Here is a 20552-nt window from a genome sequence, read left to right as displayed (position 1 = left end):
TGATCCAAGCCCCACCTCATCAACAGTATTCCGTTTATTTGATGGAGCGATCATGCACGATTCATACACGCCGGCGGCTCGGGATGCTTCCGATGCACCTTCCGCGCCTATCAGTCCTCAGGCGCAGGCTCGGCTGGCTTTGGATAACACGGTGTCGATGGAGCTCGAACAGCTTGGGGTGCTCGAGATATCCGGTACGGATGCAGCGAAATTTCTGCAGGGGCAGACTAGCGCCCAGGTGACGCTGGCGGACGGCGACTTTGCCCCGCTCACCTGTTTCTGTTCTCCCAAGGGACGAATGCTGGCCAACGCTCAGCTCATGCGGGTGGAAGAGGGTCGCCTGTGGTTGATCATGCCCCGAGAGTTGAGAGAGGAATTGAAGAATCATCTCGCCAAGTTCGCCGTGTTCTACAAGGTGGAGATACAGCCCCGAGACGATCTCGCCCTGCTGGGACTGATTGGTAACAACGCGCCGCTGCTGGTGGAATCGCGACTGGATATCGTGCCGCCGACACTCTGGCGCCAGGCGGGCAACGATCGTATTCAGGTATTGCGCCACCCCGGGCCGCGCCCGCGCCTGCTGATCTGCCTGGCTGCCGCTTCGAAGGACGCCATTAAGGAAACTTTGGCAAACCAGGCGACCCCAGTGGATCCTGGAGTATGGGAATTGCAGGATATCAAGGCAGGGCTTGCCTGGCTGAGCGCCTCCCAGCGAGATACCTATCTTCCGCAGATGATCAATTGGGAGGCCTTGGGCGGCATCAGCTTCAAGAAAGGCTGTTATACCGGTCAGGAAGTGGTGGCTCGGGCGCATTTCCGCGGCCAGGTCAAGAAACGCCTGGCACGCGCGCAGCTTGAGGGCGATGCCCTGCCTGCCATCGGCGATGCGGTGAACGATGCCCAAGGCAAGCGCCAGGGCGAGGTATTCAAGGCACAGCTGGACGCCTACGGTCAGGTGGAAATACTGGCGGTGCTGACGACCAAGGCGCTGGCGGAGCCGCTGACGGTCAATGGCCTGCGGTTCAAGCGGCTGAAACTGCCTTATGCGCTGGAGCGGGTCGATCCGGAGGAGCTTGCCGCTCAGGGCTAGACGTCGAGACCGAACAAACGTCGCACGTTGGCGGTACTGTGTTCAGCGATTTTTTCCTTTGACTGGTTACGCAACCCGGCCAGGTGTTTGGCTACCAGCGCGACTCGCGCCGGTTCGTTGCGCTGGCCCCGATAGCCGCTGAGGGGCATATCCGGGCTATCGGTTTCCAGCACATAGCCGTCATCCGGTATCGCCTGCTGAACCGCGCGATGCAGCCGCTTGGCGCGATCATAGGTGGTGGCGCCACCCAGCCCCAGCCAGAACCCCAGATCGAGAAATCTTTCCGCCTGCTCCGGGCTACCGGAAAAAGCATGAATCAGCCCGCCTCTGTGCAAATTCAACTGCCTGAGCCGCTTGGCCACCTCGTCGTTGGCATGCACGCAATGAATCACCACCGGTAACTCACGTTTCTTGGCGATTCTGAGTTGAGCGTCGAATAGCGTCCACTGGGCGTCCAGACTTTCCCGGAAGCGGGCATCGATACCGCACTCCCCCACCGCCACCGCTTCCGGATGCCCATCCAGCAGCGCTTCCAGCGCCTGCAGATCGCTGTCTTCTCCGCCAGTCCGATGCTCGCCGATGAAGTAGGGATGCAGTCCCAGACAGATGTCCACCTCCGGACGCTCTCCCAGCGCCAGCACCTTTTGCCAGCATTCTCGCGTCGTTCCCGGCACCACGAAATGCCCGACTCCCGCCTTTTGGGCCCGAGCGAACATGGCGTCGCGATCGTCGTCGAAATCCGCGAAATCCAGATGACAGTGAGCGTCGATCAGCATGAGAGAACCCTTCGTCGCGTTACCTAGGCAGTTTCCGGCTCGGCAGACAGGTGAGAGGTGCAGCTCGGGCAGCGGGTCGCCTCAAGCGGAATCTTGCTGATGCAGTAGGGACAGCTCTTGACCGTCGGGTTAGCGGCGGTTTCCGGCGGATGCGCCAGATTCTTCAGGCGATTGATATTGCGCACCAGGATGAAGACCGCGAAAGAGACGATCAAAAAGGACATTACCGCGTTGGCGAACAGTCCATAATTCAGTGTGACCGCGCCGGCGGCCTGAGCCTGCTCCAGCGTATTGTAGGTGCCTTCTCCACTTCCATGGCGCAGCACGAGAAACTGATTGCTGAAATTCAGCCCCCCGGTCATCAGCCCGATCAAGGGGGTGAAGATATCCTTGACCAGGCTGTTGACGATGGAAGTAAAGGCGGCGCCGACGATGATCCCCACCGCCATATCGACGACGTTTCCCTTGACGGCGAACTCGCGGAATTCCTTGAGAAATTTCGAAGCCATGCCCGGGTTTTCCCTACCGTGAAAATGGATTCATCATCGACGACTCGAGCCGGTCAGGCAAGCCGCCTGGAAGCGTTTCAATGCTCCCGGGTGGCGCTGAAGCGCACCTCCGGCCAGCGTTCCTGGGTCATCTGCAGATTGACCCGGGTCGGGGCGATATAGGTGAGATAGCCACCGCCATCCAGGGCCAGGTTGGCACTGGCCTTGCGTCGGAATTCCTCGAGCTTCCTGGCGTCGTCGCAATAGACCCAGCGGGCGGTCTGCACATTGACGCCTTCGTAGAGGCAATCCACCTTGTATTCCTCCTTGAGCCGGTGGGCCACAACGTCGAACTGCAGGGTGCCCACGGCGCCCAGGATCAGATCATTGTTGTCCAGGGGCATGAAGACCTGGGTGGCACCTTCCTCCGAGAGCTGCTGCAGGCCTTTCTGCAGCGCCTTCATCTTCAGCGGATCCTTGAGGCGCACTCGCTTGAACAGTTCCGGGGCGAAATGCGGAATGCCGGTGAAACGCATGTCCTCGCCCTGAGTGAAGGTATCGCCGATCTGGATGGTGCCGTGATTGTGCAGACCGATGATATCCCCGGACCAGGCTTCTTCCACCTGGGCGCGATCCGAGGCCATGAAGGTCAGGGCATCGGCGATCTTGACGTCTTTCCCGATCCGCACGTGGCGCATCTTCATGTTCTTCTCGTACTTGCCGGAACACACCCGCAGGAAAGCTACCCGATCCCGATGCTTGGGGTCCATGTTGGCCTGAATCTTGAACACGAAGCCGGAAAAGCGCTCGTCCTTGGGTTCCACTACATGCAAATCCGTCTCTCGAGGCTGCGGCGGCGGAGCGTACTCAACGAAGCCGTCGAGCATTTCGCGCACCCCGAAGTTCCCCATGGCGGTACCGAAATACACCGGCGTCAGCTCGCCGCGCCGATAGGCCTCGAGATCGAACTCATGAGAGGCGCCACGCACCAGTTCGACTTCCATGCGCAGCTCTTCCGCCTGCTCTTCACCGAGAAGCTCGTCGACCTGGGGGTTGTCGAGACCTTCGATACGCTTGTCCTCAGGAATACGACTGCCCTGGCCTTGGGTGTAGAGATGAATCACATCGTTGTAGAGATGATAGACGCCCTTGAAGTGACGCCCCATGCCGATGGGCCAGGTCATCGGCGCGCATTGGATATTCAGCACCGTCTCGACCTCGTCCATCACCTCGATGGGATCGCGGACATCCCGGTCCATCTTGTTGATGAAAGTCAGGATAGGCGTGGTACGCAGCCGGCAGACCTCCATCAACTTGATGGTGCGTTCCTCGACCCCCTTGGCCCCGTCGATCATCATCAGGGCGGAGTCCACTGCGGTCAGGGTGCGATAGGTATCCTCGGAGAAGTCCTCGTGTCCGGGGGTATCCAGCAGGTTGACGATGCGCCCGCCGTAGGGAAACTGCATCACCGAAGTGGTGACGGAGATGCCCCGCTCCTGCTCCATCTTCATCCAGTCGGAGGTGGCATGACGCTCCGCGCGCTTGCTCTTCACCGACCCCGCCAGCTGAATGGCGTTGCCGAACAGCAGCATCTTTTCGGTGATGGTGGTCTTGCCCGCGTCCGGGTGGGAGATGATCGCGAAAGTGCGGCGCAGTTCTACCTGGGTGTCTAATTCGCTCATGAATTCCGTCGCTGGAAGGATAAGGCACCGTCGAAACGACGGGCAGTCCGGTAAAATGGACGTTATTCTAGCAGCCCGGGCTCTGCGGCCCAATCCGCGCCGCGAATTCTATTCTCTGACGGGAGTCTTGATGCAAACCGCCTTGCCGTTTCCCCTTTCCACTCCCAATCGCAATCTGGTACGTCTGACTATCGTGCGCGGCATCAGTTGGACCGGTTTTCTGTTAGCGATATTCTTCGGTATCGAGGCGCTGCATTTCGAATTACGCATCTTGCCGGTGATACTGGTCATATTGGGGATGGGCCTTCTCAATGTCGCTACCTGGTGGCGCCTGGAGCGTCCTCGTGCGGTAACGGACCGGGAATATCTGTTCCATCTGCTGGCGGAACTGGTGGGTTTGAGCCTGCTGTTCTATTTCACCGGCGGCTCGACCAATCCCTTCATCTCCTACTATCTGATTCCGGTGGTGATCGCCGCCGCTACTCTGACCTGGCTATACGCCTGGATCGTCGCCTGTGGGGCGCTGGCGGGCTACACCTTTCTGATGCTGTTCTTTGACCCGGTGCCCCAGCTCGGCCAGATCACGGTAGGCAACGGCATCAGCCTGCACGTGCTGGGCATGTGGTTGAATTTCGGCCTGTCCACCGGACTGGTGACCTTCTTCATCTTTCAGATGGCGCATACGCTGCGGCGCCGAGATCAGGCGCTTTCCCGCACTCGCGAGGCTGCGCTGCGCAACGAGCAGGTGCTGGCGGTGGCGACCCAGGCAGCGGGCACCGCTCACGAACTAGGCACGCCGCTTTCCACCATGGCGGTGCTGCTCAAGGAAATGCGCGAAGACGCCCTCGACCATCCCATGCTGCTGGAGGATATCGACCTGCTGCGTGTCCAGGTGGATACCTGCAAGTCGCATTTGCAGCAGCTGGTGTCCAATGCGGACCGACGCCGCCTGGCCCAGCCGGAAATCAAACCGGCTCGAGAATGGCTAAGCGGTATTCTTCAGCGCTGGCTGGTATTGCGCCCGGATGTCAGTCATACCCTGGAAATCGTCGGTCGACGCGGCACCCCTCATCTGGGGGTGGATACTACCTTGGATCAGGCCATGATGAACCTGCTCAACAACGCCGCGGACGCCAACCCGGAGAGCATTGCGATCAGCCTCGACTGGAACGCGGACGAGGTGGTGATCGACATTCGCGATCACGGGCCTGGCGTTGCCATGTCCATCGCCGATCGTCTGGGAGAAACCTTTATTTCCACGAAGTCCAAGGGTATGGGTATAGGGCTTTTCCTGACCCACGCCACTATCAATCGCTTCGGCGGCGGCGTCAGCCTGTACAACCATGAAGAAGGCGGTACCCTGACAGAGGTCAAGCTCCCGCGACAAGCATCCAAATGATACTGAAACAAATAATACTGAAACCATTCCCGAGGACGACATGAAAGATCAGCACAAGTCGCAAGATCCGCAGAGGAAGCAGCGCATACTGATCGTTGATGATGACGAAATGTTCTGTCATGTGATGCAGCGCGCCATGCTGAGACGCGGATTCGAGGTCATGGTGGCCCGGGAAGCGGATCAGGCGCTGGCCCTGGCACGCCAATCCATGCCGGATCTCGCCACCCTGGATCTCAAGCTGGAGCACGAATCCGGGCTCAAGCTGTTGCCGGAACTGCTGGCGATCACTCCCGAATGCCGCGTGGTGGTATTGACCGGTTATTCGAGTATCGCTACCGCCGTTGAGGCGATGAAGCTCGGCGCGGTCAATTATCTGTGCAAGCCCGCAGACGCGGATGAAGTCATCGCCGCCCTGAACCGGCAGGAAGGCAACCCGGATACCCGGCTGGCGGAAAACCCACCCTCCGTCAATCGCGTGACCTGGGAGCATATCCAGAAGGTTCTGCAGGAGCACGACGGCAATATTTCCGCCACTGCCCGTGCGCTGGGCATGCATCGACGTACCTTGCAGCGCAAGCTGCAGAAGCATCCAGTGCGGCGCTGACGCCGGTTCATGGCTCTTCGCTTTTCGAAGACGTCATGACGCGATTCGCCAGATATTGCGCCAGCCGGTTGGCCTCTTCCAGGGACGTCAGGTCGCTCAGATCATCGAGGAGTTCGCAGCGCCACAGCCAGGTTTCCGAGTCGATGACTTCGGCAACGAAAGGATAGCGTCCGCCAGGTAGATCCATCAGCCGCTGCTCGCCATGAGCCGGTGGAGTCATGGAAATAGCCGGCACCAAGGCCGCGGACAGAGCAATCGGTGTCAACAACACGCCGCAAAGCACATCCTCCCAGACCTGGAAACACAGCATATCTACCGTCATTTGAGGATTTCGCCGAGGACTTAGCTTGAAATCACGATCATGGTGCTGCCGATAACGCTCGGTGAGCTGTGCCAGCGTTAGATACTGTTCCGATGTCAGGGACTGCATACGGGTTTCCTTGAAAGTCGGTGATAAGCGAATCCGCCCCTCAACTGTTAGACTCAAGCTTATCATCTCCCTTTTTCAGGAGCTTGCATGCCACACGCCGAACGTTTAGCGATAGCGATCGAGATTGCCAGGGAAGCCGGTCGAGCCATTGTCGAGGCGCGTCGAAATCAGGATTTCAGCCATCGTTACAAGAAAGGTAGCGAGCTAGTGACGGATGTGGATGTCGCCGTGGATGAGTTGATCGCCAGGCGGCTCGACGAACAGTTCGGCGACGAGCCGCGGCTGACGGAGGAGCTTTCCCCGGATGAATCGATTACCGATCAGCAGGGGCCGCTATGGATCATTGACCCCATCGACGGCACCGTCAATTTCGCCCACGGCCTCAGCCACGTGGCGGTATCCATCGCCTGGATGAAAGATGGCCACACCGAACTGGGTGTCGTGCACGCGCCTTTCCTTGGCGAGACCTTCAGCGCTCTGCGCGGCGGCGGCGCCTGGCGTCATGATGAATCCGGCAAAGATAGACAGGGCGAGAATCCACAGCGTATTCGCGTAAGCTGTGCGACCAGTCTGGCTCGCGCCTTGGTGGCCACCGGCTTCCCCTATCGCCGCGAGGGACGCGCCCCCTTGATCCGGCGGCTCTATCATGTGCTGGAGCACTGTCAGGATCTGCGCCGCAACGGCTCTGCCGCCTTGGATTTGTGCGATGTCGCCTGTGGCCGACTCGATGCCTATTACGAAAGCGTTTCTCCCTGGGATTTCGCCGCAGGCATGTTGATCGCTCGTGAAGCTGGAGCGCGTACCGGTCACCTTTACGACTGCCCCACCGGTATTCCGACGGATCTATACGGCGAAAATGTCATCGCTTGTGCTCCGGATCTATACCAGCGCCTGTCGGAGCTGTTGATACGGGCGGACACGGATTCACGAGACGGTCAGTAGCGAAGGAAAATATCTTCGAAAGCCACAAGCAGCGATAATTTATACAATTACCTCATGGACTCTCTGCTGAATAATGAATTGCTGAATAGTGCACTGCAATAAGCCACGTAGTTAGACTCTATTGGCTTGACACAGCGCTTTGAGAGACAATGTATCCCACGATTTCACATTGCTTCAATTCAACCTAAACAAGTCTTTCCTTTTAAAGGAGATGTTGCATGATGGTAGTGATTTTTGGACGCCCCGGATGCCCGTTCTGTGTGCGTGCACAGGAACTCGCGGAACAGTTGCAAGAGGCACAGGCCATTGAAGGCTATCGCTATATCGACATTCACGCCGAAGGTATCACCAAGGCGGATATGGAAAAGACCATCGGCAAGCCGGTGGAAACGGTGCCCCAGATTTTTGTTGATCAGACGCATATCGGCGGTTTTACCGAGTTCAATCAATACGTCAAGGACAAGGCGCTGCTTTCAGAAAGTCTGCCTAGCTGAATGCAGTCCACCTGGGTTCAGGTTCGTTTTCTGCATTAGCAACACCGCTCTACAAGGGCGGTGTCTTTTTTTGAGTCGCTCGTTTATTCCCTTGAGAAAGCGTATCACTGGCGTTGAATAGCTCCTCCTCCCCAGCTTCTATACTCTTCCAGGCGTCGAGCCATTCGGGTGCGACAGGGAAGAGGACACGGCATGCAACGGGAAGAATTCCTGCAGCAACTGCAACTCGACTATATTTATCAGCATCCTGAACTTGGCGCTCTGCCGCTCTGGACGTCGCTTCAGGCGCCGGAGTATTTTGTTCTTGTCACTCTGAATCACGGCTCTTTCGCGGCGGAACGCCTGATACCGGCGCTACAGCACCTGGGATATAAGCGGTTAAGCCGGCACGCCATGGCGGACCGGGGGCTACTTGTCACTCAGCTTGCCCCTGCCGACGATGGTACCTGGCTGGTGCTGGCGGAGCTTCAGCTGGGATCGCTGCTGCGCAAGACGCGCGAGGCGTTGAAGATTCTGATCGAACAGACCCACCCTTGGGATGGTCAAGGCCAGAATCTGCTGTGTCGCGGGCGACCTTGGCCGATGCCCGATTGGGAGACTTTCCGTCAGTTGGAAAAGATGCATCCCCTGGCTGCCTGGCTCGCGGTTATGGGACCGCGGCTTCACCACGTCGGCTTTGACTGTGACCGCTTGAATAGCGACCTGCCGACCCTCGACGGTCTACTGAATGCGGCGGGTATTGTGGCAAGCGAGGATCGATACCACGGCGTGCTGCCGGTTTCCACCCTGCTCGAATATCGTTTCTATCCTGGTTGCAGCAGGCGCCTGGCGTTTGCCGGCGGCGACGAACACCGCCTGTCCCTGGGCGGGATCGCCCTGGTGCAGAAATGCCTGTCCGGTAGCACCACCCGTAGCGCCCAGCTACTGCTGCCGCAGCACACGCGCTGCGTCATCGGCTGACCCCCCTATCGCCCTGAGGTTATGCACATTTTCTGTGGATAACGCTGTGCAAAGCCCCTAACCGATTTTCGTCATTCGTGTCGGCAGGAGCCTTGCAGGAGGGTTGCTCAGTTTTTCACCACCCTCGCTCAGTTCTTGCTGGTTTACACGGCCAGCCGCATTTCCGGCACATCGTCCGGCACGATCAGATTGCCATCGGTCTTCTCGACGATTTCCTCGATGCTCACACCCGGCGCCCGCTCCTTGAGAATAAAACTGCCGTACTTGATCTCGAGATAGGCCAGGTCCGTCAGCACGCGACCGATACAGCCCATGCCCGTCAGCGGCAAGGTGCATTCCTTGAGTAGCTTTGGCGTGCCATCTTTGGAAGCGTGGGTGGTAATGGCGATGATGTTCTCGGCACCTGCCACCAGATCCATGGCTCCCCCCATGCCCTTGATCAGCTTGCCGGGAATCATCCAGGAGGCGATATTGCCGTTCTGGTCGATCTCGAAGGCACCGAGCACGGTAAGATCCACATGTCCGCCGCGAATCATCGCGAAGGATTCCGCGGAGGAAAAGATCGACGCCCCGATACTCGCGGTCACGGTTTCCTTGCCGGCGTTGATCATGTCCGGGTCGAGCTGTTCCTCGGTGGGATAGGCGCCCATGCCCAGCAAGCCGTTCTCGGATTGCAGCATCACTTCGATTCCGTCGGGAATATAATTGGCCACCAGGGTCGGAATGCCGATGCCGAGGTTGACATAAAACCCGTCTTCCAATTCCTGAGCCACTCTCTGAGCCATCTGTTGCCGCGTAAGTGCCATGGTATGTCTACCTCTTGTCGTTAAGATCGAAATCGTCGGATCAGTTGCTTGAATCAACCTTCACGCAGGGTGCGCTTCTCGATACGTTTTTCGAAGGTGCCCTGGATAAGGCGATCCACGTAGATGCCGGGGGTGTGAATCTGGCTCGGCTCTAACTCCCCCGGCTCGACGATCTCCTCGACTTCGACGACGGTGATGCGCCCGGCGGTGGCGGCCATGGGGTTGAAGTTCTGCGCCGTATGGCGATAGATCACGTTGCCGTAGTGATCCGCCTTCCAGCCCTTGACGATGGCAAAATCGCCGACAATGCTTTCTTCGAGAATGCAATGCTTGCCGTTGAACTCGCGCACTTCCTTGCCTTCGCCGATCGGCGTGCCGTAGCCGGTGGCGGTATAGAACGCCGGAATGCCTGCGCCACCGGCACGCATCTTCTCCGCCAAGGTTCCTTGAGGAGTCAGCACCACCTCGATCTCGCCGTCCAGCATCTGGCGTTCGAACAGGGCGTTCTCGCCCACGTAGGAGGCCAGAATCTTGCTGATCTGGCGATCCTCGAGCAGGATGCCTAGCCCGAAGCCGTCCACGCCGCAGTTATTGGAGACGATGGTGAGACCCTTGACACCCCGACGCTTGATCTCCTGGATCAGATTTTCGGGAATGCCGCATAGACCGAAGCCACCGGCGATCACCGTCATGCCATCCTCGATGCCCGCCATCGCTTCTTCGTAGGAAGATACTCGCTTGTCAAACCCGGCCATATCGTTGCCTCGATCAAAGGTGTAAGTGGTGTTGTGGCATTAACCAGCGTCATGCCGTTCGATACATTGTTAATTACAGTTTTCTTATTGTCTGATCACATTCAACAATAAATGATCGGACAGGTAAAACAACCATCATCGACGCTTTTTCCCGGCTGGGCAGGCTCCTGGACTTGCAGTAGCATTAGCGCCAGATTCTCGCTGCCAAGTCGCTGAAGGAGCGCAAATGTCATCCCTGAAAGGGATCGTTAGCCTGCTGTTACTGACGTTCAATACACTGTTCTGGGGGATTCCCCTGATTTTCTTGACCCTGGTGAAACTGATCACCCCGGGGCGGCGCCTGCGTCTTGGCATACTCAAGGGACTCAACGCCATCGCCTTGAACTGGATCGGCTTCAACCTATGGTGGATGCGCCACTGGCTGAAACCAAAGCTCAGTCTTGATGTGCCTGAGACGCCTTCCCCTCAGCAATGGTGGCTGGTGATCTCCAATCATCGCAGTTGGACGGATATCTTCGTGCTGCAGATGGCACTGCACCGCCGCATCCCAATGCCACGCTTCTTCCTCAAGCGTCAGCTTATCTGGGTACCCATCGTCGGCCTTGCCTGGTGGGCGTTGGAATTTCCTTTCATGCGCCGCTATAGCCGCGAACAGCTCGAACGCAACCCCAGGCTGGCGGAACGCGATCATGCCTCCACCGCCCTGATGTGCGAACGCGCCCAGCAAATTCCCGTCGCCATCTATAACTTCGTTGAAGGCACGCGTTTTACCGAAAGCAAGCGAGCGGCCCAGCAAAGCCCTTACCGGCATCTTTTGCGACCCAAGGCGGGCGGTACCGCTCAGGTGATCAGCCTGCTCGGCCAGCGGCTGAGCGGCATTCTCGATGTTACCCTGAGCTATGCCAGCCCCTCTCCGAACTTCTGGGATTTCCTGTGTGGTCGTGAAGGATCGATTAGCCTCGAAGCCCGGCAACTGACGGTACCGGAGTGGATGGTAGACGGCGACTATCATCAGGATTCACATTTCAAGGAACGCTTTCAGGCATGGCTCAACGAACTATGGCAACAAAAGGATCGCCGGCTCGATGCCATCGGCTGAGGTCAAGCGCTCGCTGGTGGTTCGTGACCCTGCTGATAGTCAGCGTGCTGGCGGGCTGTGCCGGTAGCGCCACCCGCACCGAAAACATCGGCGGTCGCTGGATCAGCGTGCAGCGTGGTGACACCCTGGGCGAGATTGCCAGACGCGCGCACGTGCCGCTGATTCGGTTGCAGCGCTTCAATCCTGGCGTTCGTGCTCGCCATCTGGCGGTAGGGCAGCGCCTGCTGGTACCGACGACTCGCGAGCGCGCTCCTTCCGGTGGGCCCTATCGCTATCAGATTCGTCCCGGAGACACCTTTTCCTCGATTGCCAGACACTTTCGCACCCAGGCCAGTCGCATTCAGGCGGCCAATTCCCGCCTTGACCCTCAGGATCTACGTACCGGTCAGTTGATCCAGGTGCCTCTCTACGCCGCCAGTACCGCAGGATCCAGTATGGCAAGGAGCGATGCGACAAAATCGAGTGCTTCGAGTCCCAGCGCTGTCAAGCGCCGCCCCTCGTCCAAGCCGGCCAGCACCTCACTGCCCGGCTCCGCCAAGGACTGGCCCTGGCCCCTGGCAAATCATCGCGTGATACGGGAATTTGGCCCGGACGGCCGCGGCACGCTGCAACCCATGCTGCTCGATGGCGACACCAATGCCCGCGCGGTAGCAAGCGGCGAGGTACGTTTCGCAGGCAGCATGCGCAAGCTTGGCAAGGTGGTCATTGTTCATCACTCGGACAACATGCAGAGCGTCTATGCCCAGTGCGATAGCCTGAGCGTCGAAAATGGCCAGCGAGTCAGCCAAGGCGAAATTCTATGTCGGGTGGCCTCGAACGGTTCGAGCCCTGAGCTGCTGTTTGATCTACGCCAGGGGGGAAAACCCATCAATCCAAGACGGGTACTACGCTGACATGACATCACATCGCGACCAGTCGTGGACGTGGGAAACCTTGCTCGAGCGCCCTAGTCTGGTATTGGCCCGCGGCTTCGTGGACAGCGAACAGGCAAATTCGCTGCTGGATGAACTTGACCGTGAACTTCCCTGGCAACGCCCCAGTCTTCGTTTGTATGGCCGCACCCATCTTATCCCGCGTCAGCAGGTCTGGATGGGCGATGAAGGCATCCGCTATCGCTATTCGGGGCAGACTTTTACTTCCGAACCCTGGCATCCCGCTATTGCCTTTCTAGCACGACGTATCAAGGACTGTCTGACGACCCGGTATTTGCCCAAGGGCCTGCAGGATTCTCAAGCTATCAAGCAAATGAACGTCAATAGCGTCCTGATCAATCGCTACACGGATGGCAACGAACGCATGGGCTGGCACCGTGACGACGAGCCGGAACTGGGGCCGGATCCGGTGATTGCCTCTGTCAGCCTTGGCGCGGAGCGGCCGCTGCGCTTTCGTTTTCGAGACCGGTCGAGGCCTTCTTTCAATATCTGGCTGCCTCACGGCAGCCTGCTGCTCATGGGGCCTGGCGTTCAGCATGAACTTGAACATGCCCTGTTGCTCAAGAAATCTCATGGTTTACGTATCAACCTGACGTTCCGCCATGTTTTTCTCCGCCAATAAAAAAATCGCTCGATATAATCGAGCGATTTCTATGTTTCAGCTTGTCAAATATAAAGAAAGATAACGGTATAAATATAACAAGAGAATAGAGCCGAAAACGCCTGGCTTTCTTGCCACGATATCCGCTCTTTTTACCCGCGATAGTAGTGCGGCGTGACAAAAGGCGTCTTGCTGATCGTCATAGGCAAGCGCTTGCCACGTACTTCGGCAAAGACCTGCGTATCCAGATTCGCATGAGCGACATCCACATAGCCCAGCGCCACCGGCTTGCCCACGCTGGGTCCGAAACCGCCGGAGGTTACCTCGCCGATATGCTTATCGTCCTGATCGTACAGCTTGGTCCCTTCCCGCACCGGCGCTCGCCCTTCACCCAGCAGGCCGACCCGCTTGCGGGTATGGTCCTTGGCATCGATCTGATGCAATACGATATCCGCACCGGGAAAACCTCCCGCCCGCTCCCCGCCATGACGACGCGGCTTGCCGACCGCCCAGATCAGTCCAGCTTCCACCGGCGTCGTGGTGGTATCGATATCGTGGCCGTAGAGGCAAAGCCCGGCTTCAAGACGCAAGGAATCTCGCGCCCCGAGCCCGATCGGTTCGACTTCATCCTGCTCCAGCAGCAAGCGCGCCAGCGCTTCCGCCTGCTCCACCGGCACGGAGATTTCAAAGCCGTCTTCTCCGGTATAGCCGCTGCGACTGATCCACACCGGAATGCCATCGATCTCGAAACGACCGTGATGCATGAACGTCAAGTCACAGGCCTCGGGACACAGCCGCTGCATGACGGTGGCCGCCTGCGGCCCCTGCAGCGCCAACAGACCGCGATCCAGCACCTCGATCTCGTATTCGCCGGCCAAGCCGGTATGCAGGTAGGAAATATCCTGTTCCTTGCAGGCCGCGTTGACGACCAGATAGAAATGATCCCCGGCGTTGCTGACCATCAGATCATCGAGGATGCCACCTTCGTCGTTGGTGAATAGCGCATAACGCTGCATGCCTTCCGGTAATCCGACGATATCCGCGGACACGAGAGTTTCAAGCGCTGCTGCCGGTTCCTGACCGCGTACAATCACTTGTCCCATGTGAGAAACGTCGAATAGCCCGCAAGCGTTGCGAACGTGCTCATGCTCTTTCTTGACGCCTAGCGGAAACTGTACCGGCATGGAATAACCGGCAAAGGGCACCATCTTGCCGCCGCATTCCACATGCAGCTCGTATAAGGGGGTCTTGTCGAGTTCACCCATGCCTTTGGTCTCCCTCATGGTTGCGATGAATCGTCCTGGAACGACTATGAACGATGCGAGTGTAACGCCATGAGGCTAAACCTATAAGGGGCAACCGATAGTATTCGCTATCAGCCGCCCCTTGGTCCTTCCTCAAGCAAGTCGCTTAAAAATGATCGAGTTCCTCACCGGGCAAGACATCCTTGCCGGCGAAGAAATCCTTGGCCAGCTTGAAGACGATCGGCGACAACAGCGCCAGCGCGATCAGGTTGGGAATCGCCATCAAGGCGTTGAAGGTATCCGCCATCAGCCAGATGAAGCCCAGCTGAGCCAGCGCTCCTACCGGAATCGCCAGCACGAAGAGTACTCGGTAAGGCATGATGGAGCGCACGCCAAACAGGAACTGGCAGCATTTCTCACCATAGAAGGACCAGCCGAGAATCGTGGTGAAGGCAAAGACAGAGAGCGCGATGGAAACGATCGCCTCACCCAGACCGCCACCCGGGAGAGCGTTGTCGAAGGACAGCGCCGTCAAGGAAGCGCCCGCCTCGCCGGTTTCCCAGATAGGCGCGGTCAGAATCACCAGGGCGGTAATGGTGCAGACCATGATGGTATCGATGAAGGTTCCCAGCATCGCGATCAAGCCTTGGCGTACCGGGTTCTTGGTCTGGGCCGCGGCGTGGGCGATAGGGGCGCTGCCCAGGCCGGCTTCATTGGAGAAGATACCCCGCGCCACCCCGAAGCGTATCGCCGCCATGACAGCGGCGCCGGCGAATCCGCCCACTGCTGCATGAGGATTGAAGGCATAATAGAAGATATTGCCAAAGGCGGTGCCGATCTGATCGATATTGGCGGCAAGGGCAATGATGCCGGCAATGATGTAGGCGACAGACATGATCGGCACCAGCTTGCCCGCCACCTTGGCGATGCGGCGGATACCGCCCAGAATCACCGCCCCGGCCAGCACCATGATCACCAGGCCCGTGATCCAGTGCGGAACGCCGAAGCTGGATTCCAGAGCGTCCGCCACGGAATTCGACTGCACCGTATTGCCGATGCCGAAGGCGGCTACCGCGCCGAAGAAGGCAAAGGCGCCCCCCAGCCAGATCCACTTTCGCCCCAGGCCATTCTTGATGTAGTACATCGGCCCGCCGATATGGTAGCCAAGGCTGTCGGTTTCCCTGAAGCGTACCGCCAGCACTGCTTCCGAGAACTTGGTGGCCATTCCCACCAGAGCGGTGATCCACATCCAGAAGATCGCGCCAGGTCCACCCAGTGCGATGGCCGTGGCCACCCCGGCGATGTTGCCGGTGCCGATGGTGGCGGAAAGTGCCGTCATCAGGGCGTTGAAGGGCGAGATTTCCCCTTCCTTCTCCTCTCCCATGCCCGCCGGGCGCTTCTGGAACAACAGCTTGAAGCCCATGCCGAGCTTGCGAATCGGCATGATCTTGAGTCCCGCCTGCAGATAAATCCCTACCCCCAGCAGCAGGATCAGCATCAATGGTCCCCACACCACGCCGTTGATCGCTGTAAAGATACTCGTCAATGTTTCCACTTGAGTTACCCCTTGATCGGTTTTTTATTACTTGCGCACCCGCGTACCATAGCGGATTGTTTCCATTACACTCTACTGTACTTTCGCAGAAACGCTTTTCTAACAGTACTCGCCTGGAAACTCGATTATTCAACGTTTTCCTGATTCCTCGAGTCAGCTGTCTCCTGCGCTGACCGAATCGTTTCGATGCCAGCCTTGCGGAGCATCGAGTGTCGACATAATTCGCGAAACGTCATGGATAGCGTTAGAATTCATCGAATCGGAAACCCCTTCGTATAGGAAAACGAGATGAGCAATATTCCAGCCAATCTTCGCTACACCGAAAGCCACGAGTGGGTGCTAGACAACGGTGATGGCACCGTCACTCTGGGTATCACCGATCATGCCCAGCAAGCTTTGGGCGACGTGGTTTTCGTTGAGCTTCCGGAAATCGGGCGCGAGATGGACGCCGGTGATGAATTTGGCGTCATCGAATCCGTCAAGGCGGCGTCGGATCTCTACGCTCCCTTGGCCGGCGAAGTGGTCGAAATCAATGAAGCCCTGGAAGACTCTCCGGAAACCATCAACGAGTCGCCCTACGAAGATGGCTGGATCGCCAAACTTCGGCTCAGCGACGAAGATTCGCTGGAAAAGCTGATGGACGCGGACGCCTATACCAAGGTAGCCGAGGCAGACGAGGACTGATTGACGGTCGCATCAGGGCGGGAATGACCCCCGCCCGATTCTTGTTCTTACGGAGCGATTGGCTCCCTTATTTCCTACAGGGTGTTTCATGGCACTAGAGAATCGACGTCTGGCGGAGCTGGCCAGTCACGATGCGTTTCTGCAACGTCATAACGGACCCGGCAGCGACGATGTCGCCACCATGCTCGAGACGCTGGGCATCGACAGCCTTCCTACGCTTATCGAGAAAACCGTACCACCGGGCATTCGCTTGAAGCGTGAGCTCGATCTGGACTCGCCGCGCAGCGAGGCCGAGGCGCTCGACTACCTGAAACGCCTGGCGCGCCAGAACAAGGTCTTCAAGACCTATATAGGTCAAGGCTATCACCACACTCACCTACCCGCGGTCATTCAGCGCAACGTGCTGGAAAACCCGGGCTGGTATACCGCTTACACGCCTTATCAGGCGGAGATCTCCCAGGGCCGCCTGGAAGGTCTGCTCAATTTCCAGCAGATGGTCATGGACCTCACCGGCATGGAACTGGCCAACGCCTCGCTGCTGGATGAAGCTACCGCCAGCGCGGAAGCCATGGCTCTCTGCCGGCGGGCCAACAAGAAGATCAAGAGCCAGACGTTCTTCGTTGCCGACGATGTGCTGCCACAGACCTTGGACGTGCTGCGTACCCGCGCGCATTATTTCGGCTTCGAGCTGATCGTCGCGCCGGCGGACAACCTGACGGACCAGGAAGTGTTCGGCGCTTTGCTGCAGTATCCCGGCGAGAGCGGCCAGATTCGCGATCTGGCACCGCTGCTGGACAAGGCCCGGGATGCCGGCGTCATGACCTGCGTGGCGGCAGACATCATGGGCCTGGTGCTGCTCAAGGAGCCTGGCAGCCTGGGGGCGGATATCGTGGTGGGCAACACCCAGCGTTTTGGTGTACCCATGGGCTTCGGCGGCCCCCACGCCGCTTTCTTCGCCACCACGGACAAGCTCAAGCGCTCGATTCCCGGCCGCATCATCGGCGTCTCCCGGGACAGCCATGGACGCCAGGCACTTCGCATGGCCATGCAGACGCGGGAACAGCATATCCGCCGCGAAAAGGCGACTTCCAATATCTGTACCGCCCAGGCGCTTCTTGCCAACATCGCCGGTTTCTATGCGGTCTATCACGGCGCGGAGGGCCTGCGCACCATCGCCCGGCGCATCCATCGCCTGACCAATATCCTGGCGCAAGGCCTCAAGCGCAAGGGCGTCAGCCTCGTGCATGACAGCTGGTTCGATACCCTGCGGCTCACGAACCTGGATGCGGGCAAGATTTACGGGCGCGCCCTGACTCACGACGTCAACCTGCGCTACTTCGATAATGGCGATATCGGCGTCAGCTTGAACGAAACTACCACTGCTGCGGATCTGGTGGTGCTGTTCGATATCCTGCTGGGAGAAGAACATGATCTTTCCATTGCAAGTCTCGATGAAGAGATTCTGAATCAGCGCATCAGTGGCATTCCCGACGCCTGTCAGCGCAGCTCGGATTTCCTGACGCATCCTACCTTTCAGCGCTACCGCAGCGAAACCGAGATGCTGCGCTATCTCAAGCGGCTGGAAAACAAGGATCTTTCCCTGACCCACGCAATGATTCCGCTGGGCTCATGCACCATGAAGCTCAACGCCACCAGCGAGATGATTCCCATCACCTGGGCGGAATTCGCCGACGTGCACCCGTTCGCGCCCCGGGATCAGGTCGCCGGTTACAAGCAGGTCATCGACGAGCTATCCGCCTTCCTGCAGGAAATCACCGGCTATGATCATATTTCCATGCAGCCCAACTCCGGCGCCCAAGGGGAATACGCAGGCCTGTTGGCCATTCGCCGTTTCCAGGAGGCCGAAGGCGAGAGCCACCGCAACATCTGCCTGATTCCCAGCTCCGCCCACGGAACCAACCCGGCTTCCGCTGCGATGGCGCAGATGAAAGTGGTGGTGGTGGAATGCGACAAGGATGGCAACATCGATCTGGCGGATCTAAAGACCAAGGCAGAGAAACACAGCCAAGAGCTTTCCGCGATCATGCTGACCTATCCTTCCACTCATGGGGTATTCGAGGAGGGCGTGCAGGAAGCCTGTGATATCGTTCATGGTCACGGTGGCCAGGTGTATATCGATGGCGCCAACATGAATGCTCAGGTAGGAATTGCCCGTCCAGGAGATTTCGGCGGCGACGTTTCCCATCTCAACCTGCACAAGACGTTCTGCATCCCGCACGGAGGCGGCGGGCCGGGCATGGGGCCGATCGGGGTCAAGGCGCACCTGGCACCCTACGTTTCCAATCACGTGGTCACGCCGATCCCCGGGGTCGAGGAAAACTGCGGGGCGGTTTCAGCGGCGGCCTACGGCAGCGCCTCGATCCTGCCGATTTCCTGGGGCTATATCAAGATGATGGGCGCCAGAGGACTCAGGGAAGCCACGGAGCTTGCGATTCTCAACGCCAACTACATCGCCAAGCGTCTCGAAGAGCACTACCCGGTGCTTTACAAGGGTATCAACGGTACCGTGGCCCACGAATGCATCATAGACATTCGCCCACTGAAGTCCGCTTCCGGTATCGGCGAGGAAGATATCGCCAAGCGCCTGATGGACTACGGCTTTCATGCGCCTACCATGTCCTTTCCGGTACCCGGTACCTTGATGGTGGAGCCTACGGAGTCCGAATCCCTGTTCGAGATCGATCGTTTCTGTGACGCGATGATCGCGATTCGTGAGGAAATCGCTCGGGTGGAAAGCGGCGACTGGAGCGGCGAGGACAATCCCTTGGTGAATGCACCACATACCATGGCGGATCTGATGGCCGAGCAATGGGAGCATCCTTATTCTCGTGAAGTCGCCGCCTTCCCTACCGAGGCGGTCAAGGCGGCGAAGTACTGGCCGGCGGTCAACCGGGTGGATAATGTATTCGGCGATCGCCAGTTGATCTGCTCCTGTCCTAGTATCGACGAGTATCGAGATTGACGTTCAAAGCCGACTAGTCACGTCATCGATAAACGCCTCCGGCATAACAAGCCGGAGGTGTTTTTTATGAGAAAGACATCACTGGGAGGCGAGACTGCGTTGTTCGCGAAATTCTTCGAGCAGGCGGGTATAGCGACGGGGCATTTCCACTTCGCTGGGCATCGCCAAATAGAGGTGTTCATAGACCGGCCGCGACAGTGCTAGCGCTCTGACCTGACGCTGCCACGGCGATGTCTCGAGAATCAGCCGGGAAACGACGCAAAATCCCAACCCTCGCGCTACCGCATCCAGCACCAGGGACACCTCGTTGGTAAACCCCTGACGAGGAAAATGATCCAGGGAACGAAACTCGTCGGGAAAATTGGCTTTCAACAGACCGCTGGCATTATTGATACCGTTCGGGTGGTGAATCATTCCAAGCCCCAGCAGATCGCTCAGCCCCGTGCCGACAAAATCCGCCGGCACCACCAGACAAAGCGGCTCTTGATGCCAAAGCTGATAATTCAGCTTCGGGTGCTTGACGGTTTCAGTGACGATTCCCAGGTCGTAGCGCCCGGCGACGAGATCCTTGGCAATCTCGTTATTGGAGGCAAAGTGGTAGCTGACGGTGATGCCCGCATGCATCTGCTGATAGCCCAGCATAAAGGGATAAAGCATCAGGCCGATACTGGATGGTGAGGCAATACGACATTCGCCGCTGTCCAGTGAGTCGTCATCCAGCGAATGGCGAAACTGCTCGTGCTCAGCGAATAGCCTAAGCGCATAGTCGTAGGCACGACGTCCGCTCTCGGTAAGCGTAAACCGCCGTCCGTGTCTCGTCAGCAAGGATTTTTGAAGGTAGCGCTCGAGTTTTCTGATGTGCTGGCTGACCCCGGGCTGAGTCATGTTCAGACGTCCGGCGGTTTCGGTGAAGCTACCGGTTTCCACCAGCGTAATGAAGGTACGAAAGTACTGGGCGTTGAACATGACGCAGCATTTCACTCGGGCGCATTTTGAAGAATGATTAAATAAAGTTTACAAGACATAAG

The 20552-nt window shown here is 58.2% G+C and carries 21 protein-coding genes; 11 read left to right on the top strand and 10 right to left on the bottom strand.

Going from position 1 to position 20552, the window contains the following annotated elements; all coding sequences use genetic code 11:
* Nucleotides 1-52: 52 nt before the first annotated feature.
* The gene (ygfZ, locus tag FGL86_RS13160; protein ID WP_147184974.1) at nt 53-1090 is read left to right on the top strand and encodes a CAF17-like 4Fe-4S cluster assembly/insertion protein YgfZ; all 1038 of its coding nucleotides are present in this window, start codon (nt 53-55) and stop codon (nt 1088-1090) included.
* Here the strand turns inward: ygfZ and FGL86_RS13155 are convergent.
* The 3 genes from FGL86_RS13155 to FGL86_RS13145 form a co-directional block, all read right to left on the bottom strand.
* On the bottom strand, nt 1087-1866 hold the full coding sequence (locus FGL86_RS13155; protein ID WP_147184973.1) for a TatD family hydrolase: 780 nt from the start codon (nt 1864-1866) through the stop codon (nt 1087-1089). The genes ygfZ and FGL86_RS13155 overlap by 4 nt on opposite strands.
* A gap of 23 nt (nt 1867-1889) precedes the next feature.
* Nucleotides 1890-2375 carry a large conductance mechanosensitive channel protein MscL gene (gene mscL / locus FGL86_RS13150; protein ID WP_147184972.1) on the bottom strand — a complete coding sequence of 162 codons (486 nt, stop codon included), beginning with the start codon at nt 2373-2375 and terminating at the stop codon, nt 1890-1892.
* Between the two features lie 77 nt (nt 2376-2452).
* Nucleotides 2453-4036: a peptide chain release factor 3 gene (locus FGL86_RS13145; protein ID WP_147184971.1), complete on the bottom strand. Its 1584-nt coding sequence runs from the start codon at nt 4034-4036 to the stop codon at nt 2453-2455.
* 130 nt (nt 4037-4166) lie between these two features.
* On the opposite strand from FGL86_RS13145, the gene FGL86_RS13140 reads away from it, so the two are divergent.
* Complete coding sequence (locus FGL86_RS13140; RefSeq protein ID WP_147184970.1) at nt 4167-5435, top strand: ATP-binding protein; 1269 nt, start codon at nt 4167-4169, stop codon at nt 5433-5435.
* A gap of 40 nt (nt 5436-5475) precedes the next feature.
* Nucleotides 5476-6039: a response regulator transcription factor gene (locus FGL86_RS13135; RefSeq protein ID WP_147184969.1), complete on the top strand. Its 564-nt coding sequence runs from the start codon at nt 5476-5478 to the stop codon at nt 6037-6039.
* Nucleotides 6040-6046: 7 nt separating this feature from the next.
* On the opposite strand, the gene hybE is transcribed toward FGL86_RS13135, so the two are convergent.
* Nucleotides 6047-6469 carry a [NiFe]-hydrogenase assembly chaperone HybE gene (gene hybE, locus FGL86_RS13130; protein ID WP_186764407.1) on the bottom strand — a complete coding sequence of 141 codons (423 nt, stop codon included), beginning with the start codon at nt 6467-6469 and terminating at the stop codon, nt 6047-6049.
* A gap of 87 nt (nt 6470-6556) precedes the next feature.
* On the opposite strand from hybE, the gene FGL86_RS13125 reads away from it, so the two are divergent.
* The 3 genes from FGL86_RS13125 to FGL86_RS13115 all read left to right on the top strand — a co-directional run bounded on the left by FGL86_RS13125 (nt 6557) and on the right by FGL86_RS13115 (nt 8865).
* Nucleotides 6557-7411: an inositol monophosphatase family protein gene (locus FGL86_RS13125; RefSeq protein WP_147184967.1), complete on the top strand. Its 855-nt coding sequence runs from the start codon at nt 6557-6559 to the stop codon at nt 7409-7411.
* A gap of 218 nt (nt 7412-7629) precedes the next feature.
* A complete protein-coding gene (locus tag FGL86_RS13120; protein WP_147184966.1) occupies nt 7630-7905 on the top strand; it encodes a GrxA family glutaredoxin in 276 nt (91 codons plus the stop codon).
* A gap of 192 nt (nt 7906-8097) precedes the next feature.
* Nucleotides 8098-8865 (top strand): VOC family protein, encoded by a 768-nt coding sequence (locus FGL86_RS13115; RefSeq protein WP_147184965.1) that lies wholly within the window; start codon nt 8098-8100, stop codon nt 8863-8865.
* Nucleotides 8866-9008: 143 nt separating this feature from the next.
* Here the strand turns inward: FGL86_RS13115 and FGL86_RS13110 are convergent, their stop codons facing one another.
* The 3 genes from FGL86_RS13110 to FGL86_RS18435 form a co-directional block, all read right to left on the bottom strand.
* The gene (locus FGL86_RS13110) at nt 9009-9671 is read right to left on the bottom strand and encodes a 3-oxoacid CoA-transferase subunit B (RefSeq protein ID WP_147184964.1); all 663 of its coding nucleotides are present in this window, start codon (nt 9669-9671) and stop codon (nt 9009-9011) included.
* A 53-nt stretch (nt 9672-9724) separates the two neighbouring features.
* Nucleotides 9725-10426, bottom strand: coding sequence for a CoA transferase subunit A (locus FGL86_RS13105; RefSeq protein WP_147184963.1), 702 nt, complete (start codon nt 10424-10426; stop codon nt 9725-9727).
* A gap of 84 nt (nt 10427-10510) precedes the next feature.
* A complete protein-coding gene (locus FGL86_RS18435; RefSeq protein ID WP_484266841.1) occupies nt 10511-10558 on the bottom strand; it encodes a hypothetical protein in 48 nt (15 codons plus the stop codon).
* Nucleotides 10559-10652: 94 nt separating this feature from the next.
* Between FGL86_RS18435 and FGL86_RS13100 the strand changes: the two genes are divergently transcribed.
* From FGL86_RS13100 to FGL86_RS13090, 3 genes are read left to right on the top strand one after another with little or no spacing between them, the layout of a single operon-like run.
* Complete coding sequence (locus FGL86_RS13100) at nt 10653-11525, top strand: acyltransferase (RefSeq protein WP_147184962.1); 873 nt, start codon at nt 10653-10655, stop codon at nt 11523-11525.
* A gap of 23 nt (nt 11526-11548) precedes the next feature.
* The gene (locus tag FGL86_RS13095) at nt 11549-12418 is read left to right on the top strand and encodes a M23 family metallopeptidase (RefSeq protein WP_246131625.1); all 870 of its coding nucleotides are present in this window, start codon (nt 11549-11551) and stop codon (nt 12416-12418) included.
* A 1-nt stretch (nt 12419) separates the two neighbouring features.
* Entirely contained in the window at nt 12420-13079 is a 660-nt protein-coding gene (locus tag FGL86_RS13090) for an alpha-ketoglutarate-dependent dioxygenase AlkB family protein (RefSeq protein WP_147184960.1), read from the top strand.
* 131 nt (nt 13080-13210) lie between these two features.
* Here the strand turns inward: FGL86_RS13090 and gcvT are convergent, their stop codons facing one another.
* Entirely contained in the window at nt 13211-14323 is a 1113-nt protein-coding gene (gene gcvT, locus FGL86_RS13085) for a glycine cleavage system aminomethyltransferase GcvT (protein WP_147184959.1), read from the bottom strand.
* A 145-nt stretch (nt 14324-14468) separates the two neighbouring features.
* Nucleotides 14469-15857, bottom strand: a complete 1389-nt coding sequence (locus FGL86_RS13080; RefSeq protein ID WP_147184958.1) for an alanine/glycine:cation symporter family protein — start codon at nt 15855-15857, stop codon at nt 14469-14471.
* A 288-nt stretch (nt 15858-16145) separates the two neighbouring features.
* Between FGL86_RS13080 and gcvH the strand changes: the two genes are divergently transcribed.
* Together gcvH and gcvP are read left to right on the top strand one after the other, a co-directional pair.
* Nucleotides 16146-16541 (top strand): glycine cleavage system protein GcvH, encoded by a 396-nt coding sequence (gene gcvH, locus FGL86_RS13075; RefSeq protein ID WP_147184957.1) that lies wholly within the window; start codon nt 16146-16148, stop codon nt 16539-16541.
* An 88-nt stretch (nt 16542-16629) separates the two neighbouring features.
* The gene (gene gcvP / locus FGL86_RS13070; RefSeq protein WP_147184956.1) at nt 16630-19524 is read left to right on the top strand and encodes an aminomethyl-transferring glycine dehydrogenase; all 2895 of its coding nucleotides are present in this window, start codon (nt 16630-16632) and stop codon (nt 19522-19524) included.
* A gap of 78 nt (nt 19525-19602) precedes the next feature.
* On the opposite strand, the gene FGL86_RS13065 is transcribed toward gcvP, so the two are convergent.
* On the bottom strand, nt 19603-20490 hold the full coding sequence (locus FGL86_RS13065) for a LysR family transcriptional regulator (protein ID WP_147184955.1): 888 nt from the start codon (nt 20488-20490) through the stop codon (nt 19603-19605).
* Between the last annotated feature and the right edge of the window lie 62 nt (nt 20491-20552).

It is taken from the genome of Pistricoccus aurantiacus (assembly GCF_007954585.1).
Lineage (GTDB): Bacteria > Pseudomonadota > Gammaproteobacteria > Pseudomonadales > Halomonadaceae > Pistricoccus > Pistricoccus aurantiacus.
The sequence above is the reverse complement of the archived record's forward strand: the minus strand, read 5'-3'. Positions and strand labels throughout refer to the sequence as shown.